Origin of the sequence: Propionispora vibrioides (genome assembly GCF_900110485.1) — a bacterium.
GTDB classification, from domain to species: Bacteria; Bacillota; Negativicutes; order Propionisporales; family Propionisporaceae; genus Propionispora; species Propionispora vibrioides.
Genome location: NZ_FODY01000018.1, coordinates 38,521 through 58,287 on the forward strand (window position 1 = coordinate 38,521; position 19,767 = coordinate 58,287).

Below are 19,767 nucleotides of genomic sequence, written 5' to 3' on the forward strand. Positions count from 1 at the left end.
TCTCCCCCTCCCTACTAAAAACCAACTATCCACCAGACTCTCCTTAGGCCGGAGTTGTTTTCACCGGCGGTTCCTTCTGCTCCAGCAGGGCCATACTCTGCTCCAGCAGCTTCTTTTCCCGGTTTTTCTTACGCAGGAAGTCAAAGGCCAGCGCAATGAACAGCAGCATGCCCCGGGCGACAAATTGCCAAAAGACAGGAACGTTCAACATAATCAGCCCGGTATTAAAGCCCTGAAGGATCAACACCCCGAGCACGGTGCCGAAGATAGTCCCCACACCACCGGTGAAGGCCGTGCCGCCCAGAACGGCAGCCGTAATTGCGTCAAACTCCAGCCCCACACTGGCCGCAGGCTGTCCCGAACTCATTCTGGCTCCCAGAATAATCCCGCCAAGGGCCGACAAGGCGCCTGTCAGCATAAACAGCACATTGGTAATCCGCTCCGGGTCCAAACCTGCCAGGCGGGCCGCGTTTTTGCTGCCGCCCACCACATAGACACTGCGCCCGAACCGGGTTTTGGCCAGAATAATACCAAATAACAGAAAGGCCAGCAAAAGGATAATGACCGGAATCGGCAGGCCCAGCATGCGCTCCTTGCCAAAATCAATGAAAGTGCTGTCCATGATATAAACCGGTTTGCCGTCGCAAATAATGTAAGCAAAGCCCCGGAAGATCGACATGGTGGCCAGGGTGGCAATAAAGGACTCCAGCTTGATCTTATTAACAGCCCAGGCATTGATATAGCCAACCAGGATACCTGCGCCAATGACCACCAGCAGCATGGGAAAGAAGCTCAGTCCCTTCTGCATCAATACCGCCGCCAGCACACTGGCAAACGCCGCCACCGACCCGGTAGACAAATCACATAAACCGGCAATAATCAGATAGGTTTCCCCGATGGCCACCAGCCCCGGCAGCGAAGCGGCTACTAAGATATTGATCAGATTAGCGCTGCTGAGATAATTGCTGTTGAAGAATGAAAATATAATGACAAGGGCCACTAAAGCAACGATCAGGCCAAGTTTGTCTGTTTCGATTTTTTGCGTGATATGGTCCCATTTAAGCATACTGTTTTTCCCCCTCGTCCAGCATGGCATAGGCCAGAAGCTTATCCTCAGCCGCTTCTTCCCGGCTTACCTCACCGGTAGTTCTGCCGTTTTTCATGATAATAATCCGGTCGCTAAGGCCGATAATTTCCGGCAACTCCGAAGAAATCAACAGCACCCCTACTCCCTGCCGGGCAATATCACAGATCAATTTATAAAATTCCGATTTAGCACCCACATCGATCCCTTTGGTTGGCTCATCCAGAATCAGGACCTTAGGTTCGGTTATCAGCCAGCGGGCTAAAATAGCCTTTTGTTGATTCCCGCCGCTTAATTCCACGATGTTCTTGCCTGCATTGGGGGTTTTTATATTCAGCAGCCTGATATTTTCCTCAATAATAAGGGCTTCCTTTTCTTCCTGAATCAGATGAAAGGAATTTAAGATATTGCCTAAAATAGAGATGCTGATGTTTGCCCCTACCGTCATGTTCGGCAGAATGCCCTGTGTCTTCCGGTCCTCCGGCACCATCACAATCCCTTTTTGAATGGCTTCGCCGGGAGACTGACTGAAAGCAGGCCTGCCTTCCAGCAGCACTTCCCCCGCTTTTATCCGGTCGGCACCGATAATGGCCCGCATGACTTCGGTCCGCCCGGCTCCCACCAGACCGGAAAACCCCAGTATTTCGCCTTTATGCAATTGAAAAGATATTTGCCTCACCCGGTCGGAGCAGAGGTTCTTCACTTCCAGCAGGACCTCGCCAATCTCCGTATTGCGGTTAAGCTCCTTAAACACATCGCCCAGATCACGGCCCACCATCAGCCGGATCATCTCCTGTTCGCTTACCTCCTGCTGCCGGACAAGCTTGACAAACCGGCCGTCTTTAAAGATAGCCACCTTATCGGCAATCTGGCGCAGTTCCTTCATCCGGTGGGATACATAAATAATGACTTTCCCTTCCTGCTTTAGCTTCTCAATGATCTTAAACAAAATATCAATTTCACTGTCACACAAACTGGCCGTAGGCTCGTCAAAGGCGATGACCTTTAATTCCCGGCTATAGGCTTTCATAATTTCAACCATCTGCTGATGGGCCACGCTGAGCTCCTTCACTTTTTTGTCCGGGGCAATGGGCAGACCAAATTCATCGATAATTTTTTTTGCGGCCTGATTCAGCCGTTTCCTGTCAACCAGTCCGAATTTCCCCACCGGCAGCCGGCCGACAAATATATTTTCGGCAACGCTTACTTCCATCAAAATTTGCCGTTCCTGATAAATCACACTGATGCCGGCTTCAATGGCCTCCTTGGGATTGGAAAAATGCCGGACTTCCCCATTTAGCAGATATTCTCCGGAAGTCGGCTGATAGTCCCCGTTCAACACCTTAAGCAAGGTCGATTTGCCGGCGCCGTTTTCACCAAGAAAAGCCAGTACCTCGCCGCCTTCCACCGAAAAACTAATGTCATCCAGCGCTTTGACTCCGGGAAAGTATTTGGTAATGGCCTTAAATTCTAAAACGTTTTTCATTCCGACCTCCTTGAGTCCTTATGGCAATTGTTTTAATATTCTAATTTATTTTATTATAGAATTATTTTCTCCGGTTTACATTACTAATCCTTGCCTACTTATTTATAAATCTTGCTCTTACCTCAACCGGGTCCCCTAAACGCAAACAAGTCTCCCGGACTTGATCTGGCAGTCAAAACCGGGAGACTTGTTTATGTACTTTTATTTGCTTTTATCCATAAACCGGACTAGCTCAACCAACTGGTTCAGCTTCCCCTGACTGGCATCGGCTATGGCGCTTAATTCATTTAACTGCTCCATCGAAAGTGCGATCAGTGATACGGTGTTCTGAATGTTGCCCGTAATCCCCTGCAACGAGCTTGTAAACGTCTCAATATCCCTGGCAAACGCCGTCTTACAGGTCTCGCTCTTTTGCATAATGCTTTTTATTTCGTCAACATCCTGCACCAACGTATTAACCGAATGATTGGAGTCTTTCAGGCTATGCTGTGTATTCTCGGCCAGCTTCCTCACCTCATCGGCCACTACGGCAAACCCTCTGCCGTGTTCGCCGGAACGGGCCGCTTCAATGGCTGCGTTCAGAGCAAGCAAGTTAGTCTGGGACGCAATATTCATAATAACCGCCAGGACCGACCCGATCTCCGCGCTGCTGTGAACCAACGCATTAAATTTTGGCGGAAGCTGCTTGTCAAATTCCGACACCTCAGCCAGCCCCTTGATATGCGAAGCGAATATCCGGGATAAATCGTCATTGTTTTTTCCGATTTCCTGGAACACTTCTTCGATTTCACGCACCTTGGCAATCAAGGAAGGAACAGCCTCCTGGGAATGCTCCAATAGCTGAATCGTCTGACTGTGCAGATGATTGATAATCTCCATCTGATTCAAACGCCGTTTTAAGAAATATTGCTCGAAACTGCTGTAATGAATCGGAAACTTATTCAAATAATCGTCGTAGAAATCATCCGCCTGGCCATCCTCGAGAGAATAAAAAAACAGGGCGGTCAGCGTTTCATTAATATTAATCCCCAAAAGCTCGCCAAAGCAGGAAAACCCGATGACCGGAATCCCCGCAAACGGATTAGTTCCGTTAAATTCCGGCATATTGACCAGCCGGCGAACCACGCAGTCATTTAAGATCCCGCCAATAGGTCTCGGTTTCTGCCGGCAAAACGTCTCCCAGTCCGCCGCAAGCGACGCCTGAGCCGATACCCGTTTAACCAGGTGTAATTTCTCCCCGGCCGACAAATCGCAAAAATAATAAACCCGGTCCTGCGCTTCATCGATATGATTGATCGTCCGGATAAAAATCTCATTGCCAACCTCGATGGCAAAGCCGAAGGGTTCCAGCGACTTAGTCAGTTCCTCGACCGTATGGCACTGAAACCGTTGTTTCAACAGATCAATAAAACTGACACTTTCCGAAGCTTCATTGATCACCTTGCTTACATAGCGCAGTGCCGAATTGGCCTCGGAAATAGTGAAATATTCCTCACGGTCTTTGATAAACGCCTGTGATTTTAGAACACCAAACCGGTAGGACGGCGCCAGCTTCATCAGGCAAATAACCGCATGATCCTGCCGGACCGTACTGCCGTCATAAATATAGGTAGCTTTAAAATCCAGCTTGCCGCCGGCCGACCCGCCTATAAACAGGCAGGGAAACTTACGGCTCTCATACACCGCCTGCATAAAAAAAGTTTCGCTATTGGACAAACCGTCGATAAACGTCAGCGCCAGCGTATCATGGCTGTTAATCTGAGTGGAAACCTTCACCCGGTCCAGCTCCCGGCCAATACGGTCAATTCTTTCCTCCACACTGCCAGACGCCTGACCGGTTTTTATATCGTCGCTGCCTAAAGAAATCGACAGGATTTCCATATGACTGACCATTCTTTTGGAGAAAGCCTGGAGCACTACTGTACTCCGGTGATCGGCGGCCGTCTGATATAAATCGCCCGTACCGGAAGGATGACTGTACAGTTCTCCCGCCGTGGAAACTAACACCAATGGAGTGCCTGGCGGCAGCAACTGTTGGAGCTTCCGTGCCACTTCGCCCACCGGATTATCCGGTGAAATAAAGCCCAGCACAAAAGCAGCCCCCTGCGCTACCTGGCATAATTCATCAATACGGTCCTGAGTCATTTCGCTAATGGCTACGTGAAAATTCTGAATGTCTGCAAGCTCCGGCTTATTTCCGGCCGGAATGACCGTCGGCGCTGTCGTCGCGCCATGTTCTTTTTTCGAGTTGAACCAAGATAACAAGTTAATCGTCTCCCTTATCAAATACGCCAGATTTTAGAAATAAGTTGCATATTATGTTGATAATACCGATATGTTTACTTACCATTCGACATAGTGCTGCCCAATCCTCCATGTCCCCGGCTGTTTAAAATAAGAAAGCGGCAAGTGATTGCCGCGCAAAACTTATCTGTGCGCCTATCACAAAACAGATTCAACCTAACTGTTTCAAACAACGAAGCCAATACACAAACACTATACCTGCCAGGGAAAACACTAGAAAACCACGGAAGTGCTTGTTGCTCAGGAACAGCGAGACAGCAGCCCATATAGTATGTTGGCATGGATTTTGCTTAATATTTATAGCAAGCAAACCAAAACTACTTCTGGAGGATGGAAATGAAACTTTATAAACTTATCATTACCGGGAACCATACCGACTTTGTTATCCAATACACAGTCTCTACCAATTTTATTGCCTACAATGATTGTCAGTTTACCGGAACAGAACAAGAAAAATACGATCAATTTTTAACCGAATTACAAAAGGTCATGGGCGAACTAACCATTAATATAAAAGTAAAAATGACCAATAAAACAGTCGACCGGGCATTTACCAAGAGTGTAATCCTGAGTATCAAGGATGTTGGAGATTTTATTCAAAAACTAAGTGCCTAAGAAATATTTGCTGTAGCAAGCACCTCTCCCTAAACAGTATTCAGTCTTATCCATTGTGAGAAAAACCAAAAGCACAAAAACCAGCGATCAAGGGTATGACTCTTGATCGCTGGTTTTTTCTAAAGTAAGCTACGAAAGTTTTTTTCGTCTAAACCGTAAAGTTCTTTATGGATCAATTACAGACTACCCTGTTGTCGGCGGATTAAGCCATATTATCTTTGGCGCAAAGGCAAAACGGGTGTCCGGCAGAATCTATCATCGTAACAAACTCACTACCGCCAAATTGGGATGTTGCCTCAATCGCGCCGAGGGATTTAGCATATTCAATTGCTGCGGCAACATCGGGCACCTGAAAATCGAAATGCATTTGTTTTTGCTGCTTCTCTTTTTCTTCCGGCCAGACAGGTGGCACATAATCCGCTTCTTCCATAAACAGAAATACAATCCCAGTTCCACTACATAATGCAGGCCGGCCAAACATCTTTCGCTTTTCCCAGCCAAGTAATTGATGGTAGAATTCGCATAGCTTTATTTCATCATCGCAGTCAACCATAATATTACCTAGGCATATCCCCTGAATCATGGAACTCCCTCCCGGCATCTCTTTTTAATTGTACTAAGCACACAACCCTCTCATCATCCCCTCGAATCCAGAGGGACGGTTCATTCGATTTGTTTGTTATTTATTTTACAGCTTTCCCTGTATCACACTATGGGCTTAACTCTATACCTTAAAACGGTTTTTAATTTAGCTGGTTCAACTTTTCGCGCGTCGGTAAGATAAATTTCTCGGTGCTTTAAAGATGCTATTTCAAGATTATTTTTTCCTATAAAGTCCCTCATCAGGCTAAAACTTTGAGGCTCATTATCGTATGAACCCAGGTGAAGCATTTGCACCGATACGCCATCCTCCATCGTATCAAATACCACATGCTCCAGTAATGGATGTGGTTTCTTTTTTCTTACAAGCTCAAAGGCCTTGCCGGCAACATCCTGGGTCACAAAATCGGGCTGTCGAATCATGATGGTGTATAGAAACTCGTCCTTGTCTAACGTTGCGGACTTTCTTCCTTCTTCCGTTAAATCCCATAATCCCTCTAATGGATAGACTGTATATTCAAAATATCCTTCGGGAGTATAGCCTTGTTTGGGCATCATTCTAACAGCATATGCCAATGAATAAAGAACACCTACTTCTTCAGCAAAGGAATCCCGATTCGGATTCCCCTTCCCTTTTAACATAAAGAATTTTTGTTTGGGAACTGTAATTAATTCCGGAAGGGTCTTAGGCAGGTATAATTGTTTTTCTTCTTTTTTCCATTCGTATTTCATTTGCCATACTCCTTTTTTTCTTAGCCCAAGAGTACCCATGCAGGCTCTCGCTATGCCTGGTCATTCTACGTAATATGCTCTTTCTCCTTTCAACTTCACCTTACCGCAAAACCTTCCCCGTGGAAAATTGAAAAAAATAATGATTTTTATGAAATCTTATCCTATGATAAGGAAAAGTACGGCGATATATATACAATAAGAGTAGGAGGATAGAGCAGCTATGAAAGAAACAGACCTTCCATATTTAAAAAACACTGTATCAGATTTGCCGCTAATGACTGATGATGCCATTAAAGATCAATTTTTATCCACAGGTCAAATAAGGAAGCATAAAAAGGGAGACCTAATTATAGTAGCGGGACAAGATAGCTATGAGCCAAGTATCTTATTGTCCGGGTTAATACGGGTTTTCTTTTTAAACGTTGAAGGTGTGGACGTAACTAATTTATTCATCTTTGAAAACACCTATTATGGTTCTGACTTTTTAACAATGAAAAAGGCCAGTGTATGCAGTTTTGAAGCATTAGAGGACTGTGTTTCCCTGGTACTCGACCGCCAAGTGTTGAACGAAACCTTGCAAAATAATATTCATGTTCTCTTGGATTACACAAGAATACTGGAACAGTCCTTAAACAATAAAATACTAAGAGAAAATGCGTTGATTACCAAAAGCGCTACCGAGCGATATCTCGATTTAAAAAAGACCTATCCCCATATCGAAAAACGGGTTAGCCAAACCCATATTGCTTCCTATTTAGGCATTACGCCAGTATCGCTCAGCCGGATACGGCGCGTTATCCGGGAAGAAAATTGATTTGCTAAATGCGAAATTAAAGGAGTAGATAACATTGAAATATACGAAACAAGCGCCGATAAACTCCGGCTTTGGCCCCCAGACAACCGCCCAAGAAATCCTCAAGGGTTGTGACCTTACAGGGAAGATAGCTATTGTGACAGGAGGGTATTCCGGTATAGGCCTCGAAACAACCCGTGCCCTGGCCAACGCAGGCGCCACCGTGATTGTGCCCGCCCGCTCGCCGGCAAAGTCCCTTAGAGCCTTAGAGGGAATCCCTCATATAGAACTTGAAAAAATTGATTTGATGGATTCTACATCCATTGATGATTTTGCTGCACGTTTTTTAGCTACCAACCGCCCGCTGCACATGCTTATTAATAGCGCCGGGGTGATGTTTACCCCGCTTAGGCGTGATTCACGCGGTTTTGAATCACAATTTTCAACAAATCATTTAGGACATTTTCAACTAACCGCAAGGCTTTGGCCAGCATTAGTAAGGGCACATGGCGCGAGAGTCGTTGCGCTTTCATCGCGCGGACACCGTCTCGGCAGTGTTGATTTTGCTGACCCCAATTTTGAAAACAAGGAATATAACAAATTCACCGCCTATGCACAGTCCAAATCAGCAAACAGCTTGTTCGCACTCGAACTCGACAAACGCGGCAGAGACTACGCTGTTCGGGCTTTTGCCGTGCATCCGGGCTTAGTGCCCGATACCGATTTAGGGCGCGATTTAGACCCCTCAGAGCTTAAACCGCAACCGGTGAAAAACTCGCAAGGACTTATCATCTCTGATGAAACTAACGCTCAATATAAGTCGGTGGAACAAGGGGCTGCGACCAGTGTCTGGTGTGCAACAAGTACGCAATTAAATGACATGGGTGGCGTCTATTGTGAGGATTGTGACATAGCCATGGCGGTTGCCGCTGACAGTACCAGCCCGGTTGGCGTACGTCCATGGGCAATTGACTCTCAACTGGCTCAACGACTATGGGCTTTGAGCGAAAAGCTCATAGGAATAAAATTTGAAATATGAGATTATAAAGAGTCTTCGCACACAACAACTTTACAGCTAACCTGTAAAGTCTCCATTGATTTATGGTTAGTCCCTTGATCAAACTCATCTAGGATTGCCAACTTTTCTTTACCTCGATATTGACTCTTTCGGGGCATGAAAATACTCCCCTTTCGGCAACAGGTTTTATATTTCTCCTGTCTACCTATCGGGGAGTCTAGGGAAGCACTGAGTGGGGATTTGATTATAGTATAGTTAATCTTTATTGGGATATATGACTGAATTATTATGGGAATCACACCATATCTGCTCTTCACTAAGACTGGTTTCAATAAGCTCGACAGGCGCTCCCTCTACTTCAATGATGGCTACCCTATAGTTATCAAAAGGATAGTACGGTTCTAACAGTACAACTTTGCCTTCTATTGCCTTTTCAATACTATCCACCTTAAACGCAATATGAGGTACACTCTGTACCAGCGGATGTAACGGGCAGCCTTCTTCAAAACGGTGCCACTGTATCCGGAATTCATTATGGCCAGCGGTCGTATACATCTTGAAAGTGGAACTATATCGTTCCCCTGCCTGTGGTTTATCGGTAGGAATTCCCATGTGATGGTATTCGTATGTAGCAGAATTTTTCATAATTGTTGTTCTCCTAGCTAAAATGAATTTCTACGATGGCTTTTCTCTTACTGCTCCCCATTATTGCCCGTATATGACAAGGGGCTTAACCAAAACCCTCCCACACGGACTTTATTGTTTTCTTTAACAAAAACGCTTCTGACCAAAACAGGTTTTTCACTTTGCGAAAAAGTAACCTTATAATAAACAGTCAGATAGGTTTCCCGGATTTCCAGGCTGACAAATTCCTTGGAAGCATAGGAACCAAATTTAGTCTGGATATCGTCCCGTATCTTCTTATATTCAGACTCCGGAATGACATCCTTCATTTTTTGCGAAAAGTCCTTGCTAAATTTGCCGTAATTATCCTGATTAATCATTTGCAGTAAATTCTCCGTCATCGGATCGGCAAACTTTCTTATCTCATCCGTGTAGCTCCATTTCCCCAAATGATCTTGCCCCGCGTCTGCCGCTAAGCAGGGTACTACCCCCATAAGCCAGATAGCCGATACAACAACAAACATCCTTGCTATATAAATTACCCGTTTCATATCTTCACTCCTCCACATTTTTCATCAGCCGGTCCTGCTTCCGCCCTGCATACCCATGGATAACCAGCTAAGCAAAACCCTAGTACCTCATCTGCGTTAAAACGATAGTTATTTTTGCGAGGATTTTTTGCAATGCGAGGCGAAGGAGCCGCACAGATCGAGAATCTGTAAGGGGACGACAACGAAGCAGTGCGGAAAAAGACCGTAAAAATAGCAGAGTTTTTAATGCAGATGAGGTACTAGTCCTACCTTCTTATCATATATTTCCCAATAACGGCCAAAATCCTGCCAATCCATCAATAGATTGGCAGGATTCTCTTTTTCATATAATACACGGCAACCTATAGCGCAATACCAACTTAGACTTGTCAACCAATGTCCTTTGGCTAATGTTTCATTCAAACTTCCAGCGTTTCCACTTTCCCGCCGCTTACTCAGTAAACCGGGAGCTTACCCCCACCTGCCGGGCCAACTCCCTGTCCAGGATCACCGTCACATCCCGGTGCAGCTTCAAGAGCGTGCAGGGTACCTGCGTGGTGACCTCGTCGCTGGTTAGCAGCTTCTGCAATACAGCGGCCTTCTGGCTGCCGGTGGCCAGCAGTACGATCTTCCCGGCCTGCAGAATATTGCCCACGCCCATGGTGATGGCCGTCTTTGGCACCTCGGCCTCACTGGCAAAGAACCGGGCGTTCGCCTTAATCGTGGCCTCATCCAGCGTAGCCACATGCACCCCCGCCTGCAACACCTCGCCCGGCTCGTTAAACCCGATATGCCCGTTCACCCCAACACCCAATAGCTGCACATCCCGTGGCCAGATCTCCAGGATACGGCTAAAGTTGGTGATCTCCGGCTGCACCAGTTGGCTGCCGGAAGGAATATAGGTATTCAGCGGATTGATATCCACATGGTCGAAGAAATATGTATCCATATAGTGACGGTAACTCTGGGGATGATCAGGCTTCAAGCCGATATATTCATCCAGATTGACCGTCCGCACTTCTTTAAAGCTAACTAGTTGCTGCTTATACGCCTCCACCAAATGCGGATACACCCCTTGCGCTGTCCCGCCGGTTGCCAAGCCCAGACAAGCGTGCGGATTGGACTTAACGACGCTCAACAGTAGGTTAGCCGCTTCCCGGCAGGATGCTGCATACGAATCGGTGATAATAATCTTCACTGACGGTAGTCCCTCCTTATACCGGGCAGGCAATCCGCCTGCCCGGTGATTTATTGGTTAATGATTTTGTAATTTAATGGCCTAACTTATTCGAAAATCCCGCTGATATTTCTCTAAGATAGCCTCTACCCACTCCGCTGTAACCTCTTTGGCATTGCAGATCGAATAGCGGATATGCTGCACTCGGACAAACTGGTTCAGCGTTAAGAGCGCCTGCCGGATATCGTCGATCGTAACCTGCAGTGCCTGGGGCCGGATATCAATCTCCGATCGTTGAATCAGCGACACCGCCCGTTCGTGCTGGTTATCCTGGAAAGCCGACATAAAGTAGACGCCCAGGCAGACCGCCTGACCGTGCAGGAACTGTTTGCCGGTGATCCGTTCCAGGTTCATAAAGACGTTATGCTCCGAACCGTCTTCCCACATGGTATGCCGCATCCGGTAGCTGTGTTCGGCGATGCCTTTATAGGCCCGGACGATATAGCGCAGGCCCGGTTCTTGGTTCTTCACAATCTCACCCATATACTCGGCTAACAGCGCCAACATCTCCTGCGTCTCGTCATAGATTCGCTGGTCAAAAGCATGGGATTTGGTGATCAAAGCATTGATCTTCCAGTCGTAACTGGCCGTCAGGCAGCTTAATAAATCGCCGACACCGGACAAATTCAAATGCCTCGGTGCCTGCTCCAGGATATCAAAATCAATCAAAATCTCCTTCGGCAGGATATCGCCTTCGTATTTAACCACATGGTCATAGCGGACGGCTGTCTTGTAGCAGAGAAAGGCGTTCACTGACAAGGCGGTGGGCATTTGATAGAGCGGTACTTTATGAGCCGTAGCCCACAGCTTAGCCGCATCGGCAGCCATGCCGCCGCCCAGGCCCAATACCTGGTTAAAGCCTGATAAGGTTTTGACTTCTTCGTCCATGACCTTTTTCTCCATGGTAGTAACGAAATAGAGCTGAATCGCGTCTTGCCTAACCTGTCCTTTCAGCTTCTCCCAGATAACCGGATCGGTGACAATCAGCCAGTTTTCTTTACTGTCAGTTAAGGTTGTTAGCAGATTCCGGCCATAGGTGACCGGATATTTCTCCTGGTTCATAAGCGTTTTATTCGTCTCCTTTATGTTGGTGTTAGACCGCCTGAGCGGCTTGCCGTGCCGCCAGTTTTCGTTCTACCTCTTCGGCGGCGCGAAGCTGGGCGGTCTCTTGTAAGTTCAGGCGTTCCCGCTGGCTATAATAAACCATCAGTTCCGAAATCTCACTAAAGGTAAACTTCTTATCCGGTACAAAATCGGTACCAAGGCTGATGCCTTTCAAGCTATAGGCACTGCGGATACGTCCGCTGGAGTCGGCCAGGATCAGATAGTAAACCCGCCACCCCGTCCAGTGACGGGCTATTCCACAGCCGCAGATACCTAACTTTTGTAGTCGCCCTAACGTGCGGGTAATCTTTTTCAGTTGGTAAATGCCGAGCAGTCCCTGCAGCAGGATAAGGAGAAAGAGATAGACCAGCAGGGCTTCCAGGCTTAGGCTGTCCATACGGCCTTACCTCCCTCCCCTACGCTTCCCGCTCAATAGCCAGAGTCTCGCCTACCCTCGCGGCCCTAGGTTTGCCGCCTGCCAGATGGATGCTGCCGGCCCAGGGAGTGGTAATGGCTCCGTCAAAGCGCAGCGAAATATGACCGAGATGGCGCAGGTTCTCACTGGCAACAGGACCTACGGCGGTAATGAAATACCGCTTCTCACCCAATACCAGATAATCCCCTACTTGAATGTCCGCTACCAAACCCGCCTGGGTTAATATCAGGCAATAATCCTTTAAGCCATCCGGGGCCTGGGGGTAAAAGGTGATTAGTACGTCGGTTTCGAGAAAGTCCAAGGCATAGGAACCGATAGCTTGAATTACGGTGCGGTAGATATCCATAGTCTACTCCCTCCTACTGATAGATAAAGAAGCTGACAGCCAGGGCGGCCCCTACTTCAATCGGCGCGACCAGGAACTTGGCATACAGCACCGCCGGAACACCGACCTCGGCGGTTTCCGGTTCGGCTTCGGTCAGGCTTAGGCCCACCGGGATAAAATCGGCTCCCACCGGCTGGTGAATGGCAAACAGCGCCGGTAAGGCCAGATGCGGCGGAATTTTGCCGCTGGCGATCAGGGTACCCACTAAGACACCAATGGTCTGGGGAATAACTGCCCCCGGCCCTAAGATCGGTGACAAGACTGGAATGGCCGATACCATGCCCAAAGCCAGTAGGCCCCAGGGGTTACCCGCCAGAGCAGCCAGTCCGTCGGCAATGCGCTGCCCTAAACCGCTGCCCATAATGATGCCGACAATAGCGCTGACAAAGACCATGAACGGCAGTACCGTACTAAGCATGAGTTTGACTGACTCCCGCCCGGCCTGGACGAAGGTACTGACCACCCGGCCAATTACGGACGAGAGCGACAAAACGAAGTTCTGACTCATGGGGTTTCCTCCTTTTTGACTTGTATCTGGTTCAGTCCGACTGCCGATACATAGATACCGGGTTTAATATAGGCGGCAAACGGTCCCGACGGGCTGACCGGATTGATATTGACTGTCTTTAATCCCTTCTTCGGGAAAATCCCCAACCGTAACGTGCCACCGCAGTTGACGACCACACAAGCCGTCTCGGCATCGGGCACAATGGTACTAAATCCATCCACCGCCTCCCCGCCGGACAGTTCGGCAATCCGCTGCGCCACCGGATGAATCCCGCCGCCGGTAATGCAGACAATTTTGCGGCGCTTGTCCTGCAGCTGAACTTCCAGGGGTACACCCCAGCCCCGTGGACCGGGAGAAATAGATACAATTGGTTGATTCACAATTTGAACCCCCTCTATTGTTTTATGTTTACTTTACAGTAAAGGTTCCTCTATCGCCCCACCTAACTTCCTAGCCTCCAGCTTGTCCCAGTCGAGGCCCTTCTTACGGGCTAAGGCATGGGCGATCTTTTCCACGACAAACGCTTTTAAGGTCGTAGTAAACATGGCTAGAAAAAAGACACTGACCGCCAGCGGTCCGATGGGCAGGCCCAACTTCATTATCCCGTCGGCCACACCCAGCCAGGCGTATAGCTCGGCCGGATTGACATGAGGAAAGAAGCACATGAGCGGTGCCATGGTACTGCAGTTGACCGCTTCATAGTAGCCGGGCTTATAGCGCTCCGGCAAAAACCGCCCCATCAGAAAGGCGGTGGGATTGGAAAAGAAAAACGCCGACAGGTACGGCAGGAATAAGTAACGGACTAAAATCCGTTTCCCGGCCAGCCGCTGGGCCAGTCCCTCAATCCGGTCCTGGCCGACTAAGGCAATGATGGTGTTCATAATGGTCAGGGCAATCAACGCCGCCGGTAAAATCCCGGTGATCATGCCAACCAGTGTCTCCCCACCGGTGTTAATAAGCTTGATAAAACTCTCGCCGGTGGCAACTAAAAAATCCATGGAAACTCCTCCTTTATTTCAAGGTTGGATTTACGAACGAGTGCGAAGGATACCGAGAGAATATGACAGAATAGTTTACGAAATTTGGTAGGTAGGTTATAATGAGAATGTGTTTTGTACTTTTTGTGCCTCCTTTTGGGCACAACGAACCAGGCAGTATCCTGCTTGCCGGCTGACGATACCGCTTGCTTGTTTGATCACCTCGCTTTCGGGGTTTAGTTTTTTGGGTCCATATTTTGCTAATCACCTCCTTTATTTTCTGTCACCTTTTTGGTGACCCAATGATTATATTATACGTCACCAAAAAGGTGACAGTCAAGAGGGATATTATGTTTTCACAAGAAATTTTTTGTCAACGACTGCGAGACTTGCGACTCTCTCATAAACTAACTGCTGAACAATTAGGAAACGAATTCAACGTTTCTAAACAAACCGTTAGCCGTTGGGAATTAGGCGATAGGCTTCCCCCTCTTGATGTTGCTACTTCCTTAGCAGAGTATTTTGATGTTTCACTGGATTATTTAGCCGGGTTAAGTAATAATCCGAAAAGTAATAAATAATATATTACTAAAAATTAAAGCCCAAACCACTGCAACCTTTGCACGTGATTTGAGCTTTACTACTATGTTTCTTAAACTATTTTCTATATAAAACAGAAACAGATTCCCTGTCCCCTGTTATATATATCGCAAAGCCATGTATTGGGTGATAAAGCCTATGGAACCAAGGAAATTCTGGATTATATCCAATGTCAGGATAGCGAATATACGATTCCACCAAAAGCGAATAGTGTGAATCCATTTTAGCATTCATTTACTTGACTTCCATTGCTATTTTGCTCAAGTAGGAGGCCCTTCTCGATTTTATAAACAAGCCTTAGTAAAAAGCGGAATTATATATTAAAAGGGGGAAGGAAAATGAAGAATAGCTTTTCAGGGAAAATAAGCGAATATACCAAAGGTCATATTAAAAAGAATCCCAGATATTTTTTATGCGCAATAGTACTATTATTATTATTAATTAGTGGTTCAGCAATTAACAATCATATTAAAGAATCCAAAATGAAGCAATTATACCAAGAGATTTTTTTATTATACTCGGACAAAGACTATGACAAAGCAAAGAATGCTATTAACCATTACAAAGAGATGTACTCCTATGGAAATAATAGTATTCAATTGAATGAAATAAATGAAATGTCTAAAAAAATAAAGGAGATAGAAGACCAACATGAGCTTTTTCTAAAAGCTAAAGGATATTTAAGCAATAATCAGCTTAAAGAGGCCGAAACCGCCATGTCGCAATACATAAACAGTTATCCAGGCGGTGCAGATATTAATGAAGCTAAAGAAATATATCTAAAACAATTAGCCCAAGTAAAAAAAGAGAAGGAAGAAGAGCAAGCTAAACATCAAGAGAAACTAGCTAAAGAAAAAGCTGAAAAGGAAGCCGCACTCCGTGATTATTCGGCCACTATTGTCGATAATAGGCCTGGTAATCAGTTCATTTCATTAGCAATCTACATTCCTAATCCAAGCAATGAAAAATACAAAATCGCAATCGACCAGTTTAGAAAACAATCTAGTGGATGGATGTTTATGATTCGATTTGTAAATAATCAAAGTTATAAATTTTCTCGTGAAAAAGAACTAGAAGATATGGTTGATGCAGTATATGCATCAACCACCCATAAACTGCAAATTTTTGATTCAAAAGGAAATGAAATCGAAACTATATCATACTAAATTATGCAAGGGGGACCGCTTGCGTATTCTACGCGAACAATCAGGTATTTCTGGTAAGGCACATAGCATGTGGTATTCGGCTTACGCAAAAAAAACCAGCGTTCAAAATAAAGCTTTATTTGATCGCTGGTTTTTCAGTTTTTCTTCTTTATATACAGGAAATAAATACCACAATAGTTAATACAATAAAAATTAGAAAAATGAGGAAAATAACTTTATTTTGACTAATAAATCTCAATTCCAATAGAATCAATACACTATTGGAATGTGGAAGGATTGGTTGTATGAGGCATTTAAATGACAGGTTTAGAAGCAGAACTTACGTAGGTTTATTATTTATTGCTACAGTCTTGATTTTATCATTCTCCTCCGTAACAGAGGCCGAAGAATTTACGGCTAAAAATTTCTTAGACCGTGGAGTTATACAGCGAAAGGCGCAGCAATATGACCAAGCCATCATTGAATTTAACCAATCTATTTCCATTGATCCAAACTACGCTGAGGCCTATTTTAATCGTGGGCTCGCTTACTATGAACTAAAACAATATGTTCAGGCTATTGCTGATTTCAACAAAGCAGCCACTTTGGAGCCAAAAAAACTATCTATATATTATGATCGTGCCTTGGCCTATGGACAATTGAACCAATATGAGCAAGCTCTGGCTGACTATGATCAGTGTATTACGATTAGCCCTACAAATGAATTGATATATAATGCTCGTGGTAATGCTTATTCCCATTTGAATAAATACGACCAAGCCATTGCCGATTTCGATAAAACCCTCACTATTGCCCCCAATTATTATTATGCCTACAATAACAGAGGCACAATTTATCTTAAGTTAAAACAATATGAGAAAGCGATCCTAGATTTTAACAACGCAATAATGCTCGCCCCACAGGATTCAATGGCGTATTTTAAACGTGGCAATACTTATGTCCAACTAAACCAATACGAGCAAGCCATTTCTGACTATGATAAAGCCATTACACTTTCCCCTCAGTTTCTAGAGGCTTATTTAAACCGCGCTCTTACCTATGACCAACTGCACCAATACGAGCAAGCTATTGCTGACTGTGATAAAGTTATTGCTATTAATCCACAGTATGCAGATGCTTACATCGAAAAGGGAGTTGCCTATGTCTATTTAAATCGATACGAAGAGGCTATAGCCGAATATAATAAAGCCCTTGTTCTAAATCCACAGTCTGCACTTGCATATTATAACCGCGGCCAGGCCTACTGCGTTTTAAAAAAATACGAACAATCTATTACCGATTTTGATAAGGCTATCTCTTTAGATCCTCAATATGCAAAAGCTTATTATATGAAAGGCATTGCATTAGCTGATCTCAATCGTATATCAGAAGCAATTACAGCCTTTCGGCAAAGCATCCAGTCTACTACTGACAATGACATAATCCAAAAAGCTAGTGAACTAATCAGACGATTTGGCGGGACGCCTTGATTAAGCCATATACAGATTTAACTATGGATTTATCAGTCTCAAATGAACATATTGGGCATTTCTAAAGAGTCAATTTTTATGATACTGTTAACCATGTTAACCTTATGAAACAATTCAACACTGCTAAAATAGAATCATCGGTGGTATCAAAAGGGACGATTCATTTGATTCGTTTATTATTTATTTTACTCCATCAATTCAAAAGAACCGTCCCTGAGATTTTTTCCGACTTTGGGATATGCCAAAAACGAACCTTCTTCGAAAAACAGTCCAAACCGCCGTAATTCCGACTGCAGAGCTTTTACTCTTTCGACTCCGATCCCGGCAGGCGTGGGAGCTTTTTTAAAACATCGTTTTGTAGTACTAATTCACCGACTTTTGCCATAGATCTTTAATTTCGCTTTCATATTATTGTTGAGCAGCATCTTTAGGCTTGGATCGCAATTGATTTTCCATGCCGGCCATGGCATCGGAAACCCATTCTTCAATTTCAACAATGGTTAAATCATAACTGTGCGCAACCTGGGCTGCAGTAGTTGTCCCACGAATAATGTCAAACACTAATGATGCTCTTCTTTTGGCGGTCCAACGACGATTTTCTAAGGTTTCTTGCCCATTTTTATTCTCTCCCTTATACACTATTATGTGTGCAGTTCCGGAGGGGGCAATACATTCTACCCTTGCAGAAAAACTTATTTCAAAAGAAAAAAACATCTCTTTAGATGCCCAAATGTATCAGGGATAGAATTTATGCTAAAACTATTGATGCTGTACCAAGCTATTGTAACGTGGCTTCATCATTTGTTCGATGCTGTGCAGAATGAATGCTCAACAGGACCGAAATATCACACTCAATTCAACCTACCAACTAGACTTCAGACAATGATTATTCTTTCTTTGAAAATAAGAGTTGGTATAATTCCTTCAATTGTTTATTAATATTTATGTATTCCACACTCTCTTCTGGAGACATTGTAGCAATTTTACACTCTAACAACTCTTGGCGCGAAAGTATTTCAGAACATAGCCAAAGTTCTCTTATTGGCCGCATATCAAATTTAAAAGCTTTACTACACATATATTTACCGATATCAGTCAGTCCTTCAATACTTCCATCAGGCCTTCTGTGTAAATGCAAATCAAACTCTTCTGTCGCTGGATCAATAAATCCAACTTTTCCATCATTCATAATGTTTTTGTCATTTGTCGGCCACTTCTTTGATTTTTTTCTATTACAAGTAAAACATGAATATACTAAATTATAATAGTCAGTTTCTCTTTCAGGTGCAAGAGTTTCCGGAACAAAATGATCTATTTCAAATCCTTTTGTTGTTACTATTTCCTTTTTTCCACAATATCCGCATCTATGATGAAAATCTTCACTTAAGTAATTTTGATATTTTTGATAGTTTGCTTGTGTAGCAATACCATCTCTCCTTGTAATTTTAACCTCTCCATGTATTCTCATAAGGCACCTACTCTGTTTTATCTATTAGTTTATCTAATAAATGTAATATATCGGACATTTTCTTTGACGCATTTGTTGTCAATAACTCTGCTGGTAAATCATCTACTTCGTCATATGCTCTCAAAATTTTAAATAATTCTATTAAACGTTCTTCTTCATTTGAATTGATGTCATTATTATCTTTTTTCAATTTTAAACTTTCAAATTCAGTCTGATGATATTTTAGGCGATTATCAAAAACCTCAACCGCTTGTTTGAAAATATTTATCATCTCTTCAAAATCAGGTGAGTCAATATCAGCATCTAACTTTTCTCTTTCCATAAAGAGATTTTTAATCACTAAATTTTCGCTAATCCCCTCGTCGCAGTAGTTAGTCAGAATAATACATGGCAAATCAGGTATCTGACTATTGATATACGCAACCAGTTCTGTTCCGTTAAAATCATACATTTCTGTTAACTTGTAATCTACAAGCATACATTTTACACCATTGCCAAGAATCCATTTTACGACATCCTCTTTATTGAGGGCTACTTCGACAAAAAGTAATTCAATACCCTTTCGCTTTAAACGAATTTTGTAATCATCAATTAGGCTTTTGTCATCATCAATAAAACCTATCTTATACAT

The 19,767-nt window shown here is 44.5% G+C and carries 23 protein-coding genes; 6 read left to right on the forward strand and 17 right to left on the reverse strand.

The window, feature by feature from the left end; all coding sequences use genetic code 11:
• Positions 1–43: 43 nt before the first annotated feature.
• The 3 genes from BMW43_RS13830 to BMW43_RS21745 all read right to left on the reverse strand — a co-directional run bounded on the left by BMW43_RS13830 (position 44) and on the right by BMW43_RS21745 (position 4,835).
• The gene (locus tag BMW43_RS13830; protein WP_091748715.1) at positions 44–1,066 is read right to left on the reverse strand and encodes an ABC transporter permease; all 1,023 of its coding nucleotides are present in this window, start codon (positions 1,064–1,066) and stop codon (positions 44–46) included.
• Entirely contained in the window at positions 1,059–2,570 is a 1,512-nt protein-coding gene (locus BMW43_RS13835; protein WP_091748718.1) for a sugar ABC transporter ATP-binding protein, read from the reverse strand. The genes BMW43_RS13830 and BMW43_RS13835 overlap by 8 nt, the downstream gene beginning before the upstream one ends.
• 201 nt (positions 2,571–2,771) lie before the next feature.
• A complete protein-coding gene (locus BMW43_RS21745) occupies positions 2,772–4,835 on the reverse strand; it encodes a methyl-accepting chemotaxis protein (protein ID WP_091748721.1) in 2,064 nt (687 codons plus the stop codon).
• Between the two features lie 375 nt (positions 4,836–5,210).
• Here BMW43_RS21745 and BMW43_RS13845 point away from each other — a divergent pair, with 375 nt between their 5' ends.
• Complete coding sequence (locus BMW43_RS13845) at positions 5,211–5,489, forward strand: hypothetical protein (protein ID WP_091748724.1); 279 nt, start codon at positions 5,211–5,213, stop codon at positions 5,487–5,489.
• Positions 5,490–5,691: 202 nt separating this feature from the next.
• Here the strand turns inward: BMW43_RS13845 and BMW43_RS13850 are convergent, their stop codons facing one another.
• Positions 5,692–6,072, reverse strand: coding sequence for a VOC family protein (locus tag BMW43_RS13850; protein WP_091748727.1), 381 nt, complete (start codon positions 6,070–6,072; stop codon positions 5,692–5,694).
• 122 nt (positions 6,073–6,194) lie between these two features.
• Positions 6,195–6,821 (reverse strand): GyrI-like domain-containing protein, encoded by a 627-nt coding sequence (locus BMW43_RS13855; RefSeq protein ID WP_091748730.1) that lies wholly within the window; start codon positions 6,819–6,821, stop codon positions 6,195–6,197.
• 220 nt (positions 6,822–7,041) lie between these two features.
• Here BMW43_RS13855 and BMW43_RS13860 point away from each other — a divergent pair, with 220 nt between their 5' ends.
• Together BMW43_RS13860 and BMW43_RS13865 are read left to right on the forward strand one after the other, a co-directional pair.
• A complete protein-coding gene (locus BMW43_RS13860) occupies positions 7,042–7,635 on the forward strand; it encodes a Crp/Fnr family transcriptional regulator (RefSeq protein ID WP_091748733.1) in 594 nt (197 codons plus the stop codon).
• A gap of 34 nt (positions 7,636–7,669) precedes the next feature.
• Complete coding sequence (locus tag BMW43_RS13865; RefSeq protein WP_091748736.1) at positions 7,670–8,653, forward strand: oxidoreductase; 984 nt, start codon at positions 7,670–7,672, stop codon at positions 8,651–8,653.
• A gap of 234 nt (positions 8,654–8,887) precedes the next feature.
• Here the strand turns inward: BMW43_RS13865 and BMW43_RS13870 are convergent, their stop codons facing one another.
• The 9 genes from BMW43_RS13870 to srlA form a co-directional block, all read right to left on the reverse strand.
• The gene (locus BMW43_RS13870; RefSeq protein ID WP_091748739.1) at positions 8,888–9,277 is read right to left on the reverse strand and encodes a hypothetical protein; all 390 of its coding nucleotides are present in this window, start codon (positions 9,275–9,277) and stop codon (positions 8,888–8,890) included.
• Between the two features lie 47 nt (positions 9,278–9,324).
• Positions 9,325–9,807, reverse strand: a complete 483-nt coding sequence (locus BMW43_RS13875) for a DUF3887 domain-containing protein (protein WP_177173603.1) — start codon at positions 9,805–9,807, stop codon at positions 9,325–9,327.
• A 430-nt stretch (positions 9,808–10,237) separates the two neighbouring features.
• Entirely contained in the window at positions 10,238–10,984 is a 747-nt protein-coding gene (locus BMW43_RS13880) for a glucosamine-6-phosphate deaminase (RefSeq protein ID WP_091748745.1), read from the reverse strand.
• 81 nt (positions 10,985–11,065) lie between these two features.
• Positions 11,066–12,085 (reverse strand): iron-containing alcohol dehydrogenase, encoded by a 1,020-nt coding sequence (locus tag BMW43_RS13885; protein ID WP_091748748.1) that lies wholly within the window; start codon positions 12,083–12,085, stop codon positions 11,066–11,068.
• Between the two features lie 31 nt (positions 12,086–12,116).
• Positions 12,117–12,524, reverse strand: a complete 408-nt coding sequence (locus BMW43_RS13890; RefSeq protein ID WP_091748751.1) for a transcriptional regulator GutM — start codon at positions 12,522–12,524, stop codon at positions 12,117–12,119.
• A gap of 19 nt (positions 12,525–12,543) precedes the next feature.
• Positions 12,544–12,909, reverse strand: coding sequence for a PTS glucitol/sorbitol transporter subunit IIA (locus tag BMW43_RS13895; RefSeq protein ID WP_091748754.1), 366 nt, complete (start codon positions 12,907–12,909; stop codon positions 12,544–12,546).
• Between the two features lie 13 nt (positions 12,910–12,922).
• Positions 12,923–13,456 carry a PTS glucitol/sorbitol transporter subunit IIB gene (locus BMW43_RS21975; protein ID WP_342725646.1) on the reverse strand — a complete coding sequence of 178 codons (534 nt, stop codon included), beginning with the start codon at positions 13,454–13,456 and terminating at the stop codon, positions 12,923–12,925.
• Complete coding sequence (locus tag BMW43_RS21980; RefSeq protein WP_342725648.1) at positions 13,453–13,836, reverse strand: hypothetical protein; 384 nt, start codon at positions 13,834–13,836, stop codon at positions 13,453–13,455. The genes BMW43_RS21975 and BMW43_RS21980 overlap by 4 nt, the downstream gene beginning before the upstream one ends.
• A 33-nt stretch (positions 13,837–13,869) precedes the next feature.
• Positions 13,870–14,454 carry a PTS glucitol/sorbitol transporter subunit IIC gene (gene srlA, locus BMW43_RS13905; protein ID WP_091748757.1) on the reverse strand — a complete coding sequence of 195 codons (585 nt, stop codon included), beginning with the start codon at positions 14,452–14,454 and terminating at the stop codon, positions 13,870–13,872.
• A 329-nt stretch (positions 14,455–14,783) separates the two neighbouring features.
• Here srlA and BMW43_RS13910 point away from each other — a divergent pair, with 329 nt between their 5' ends.
• From BMW43_RS13910 to BMW43_RS13920, 3 genes are all read left to right on the forward strand, one after another.
• Positions 14,784–15,014, forward strand: a complete 231-nt coding sequence (locus BMW43_RS13910) for a helix-turn-helix transcriptional regulator (protein WP_091748760.1) — start codon at positions 14,784–14,786, stop codon at positions 15,012–15,014.
• Between the two features lie 357 nt (positions 15,015–15,371).
• On the forward strand, positions 15,372–16,199 hold the full coding sequence (locus tag BMW43_RS13915) for a hypothetical protein (RefSeq protein WP_091748763.1): 828 nt from the start codon (positions 15,372–15,374) through the stop codon (positions 16,197–16,199).
• A gap of 284 nt (positions 16,200–16,483) precedes the next feature.
• The gene (locus tag BMW43_RS13920; RefSeq protein ID WP_091748765.1) at positions 16,484–17,668 is read left to right on the forward strand and encodes a tetratricopeptide repeat protein; all 1,185 of its coding nucleotides are present in this window, start codon (positions 16,484–16,486) and stop codon (positions 17,666–17,668) included.
• 408 nt (positions 17,669–18,076) lie between these two features.
• Here the strand turns inward: BMW43_RS13920 and BMW43_RS13925 are convergent, their stop codons facing one another.
• From BMW43_RS13925 to BMW43_RS13935, 3 genes are all read right to left on the reverse strand, one after another.
• Positions 18,077–18,382 carry a DUF1153 domain-containing protein gene (locus BMW43_RS13925; protein ID WP_218140689.1) on the reverse strand — a complete coding sequence of 102 codons (306 nt, stop codon included), beginning with the start codon at positions 18,380–18,382 and terminating at the stop codon, positions 18,077–18,079.
• 172 nt (positions 18,383–18,554) lie between these two features.
• A complete protein-coding gene (locus tag BMW43_RS13930) occupies positions 18,555–19,136 on the reverse strand; it encodes an HNH endonuclease (protein WP_091748767.1) in 582 nt (193 codons plus the stop codon).
• Positions 19,137–19,143: 7 nt separating this feature from the next.
• The gene (locus BMW43_RS13935) at positions 19,144–19,767 is read right to left on the reverse strand and encodes a DNA-binding transcriptional response regulator (RefSeq protein ID WP_091748770.1); all 624 of its coding nucleotides are present in this window, start codon (positions 19,765–19,767) and stop codon (positions 19,144–19,146) included.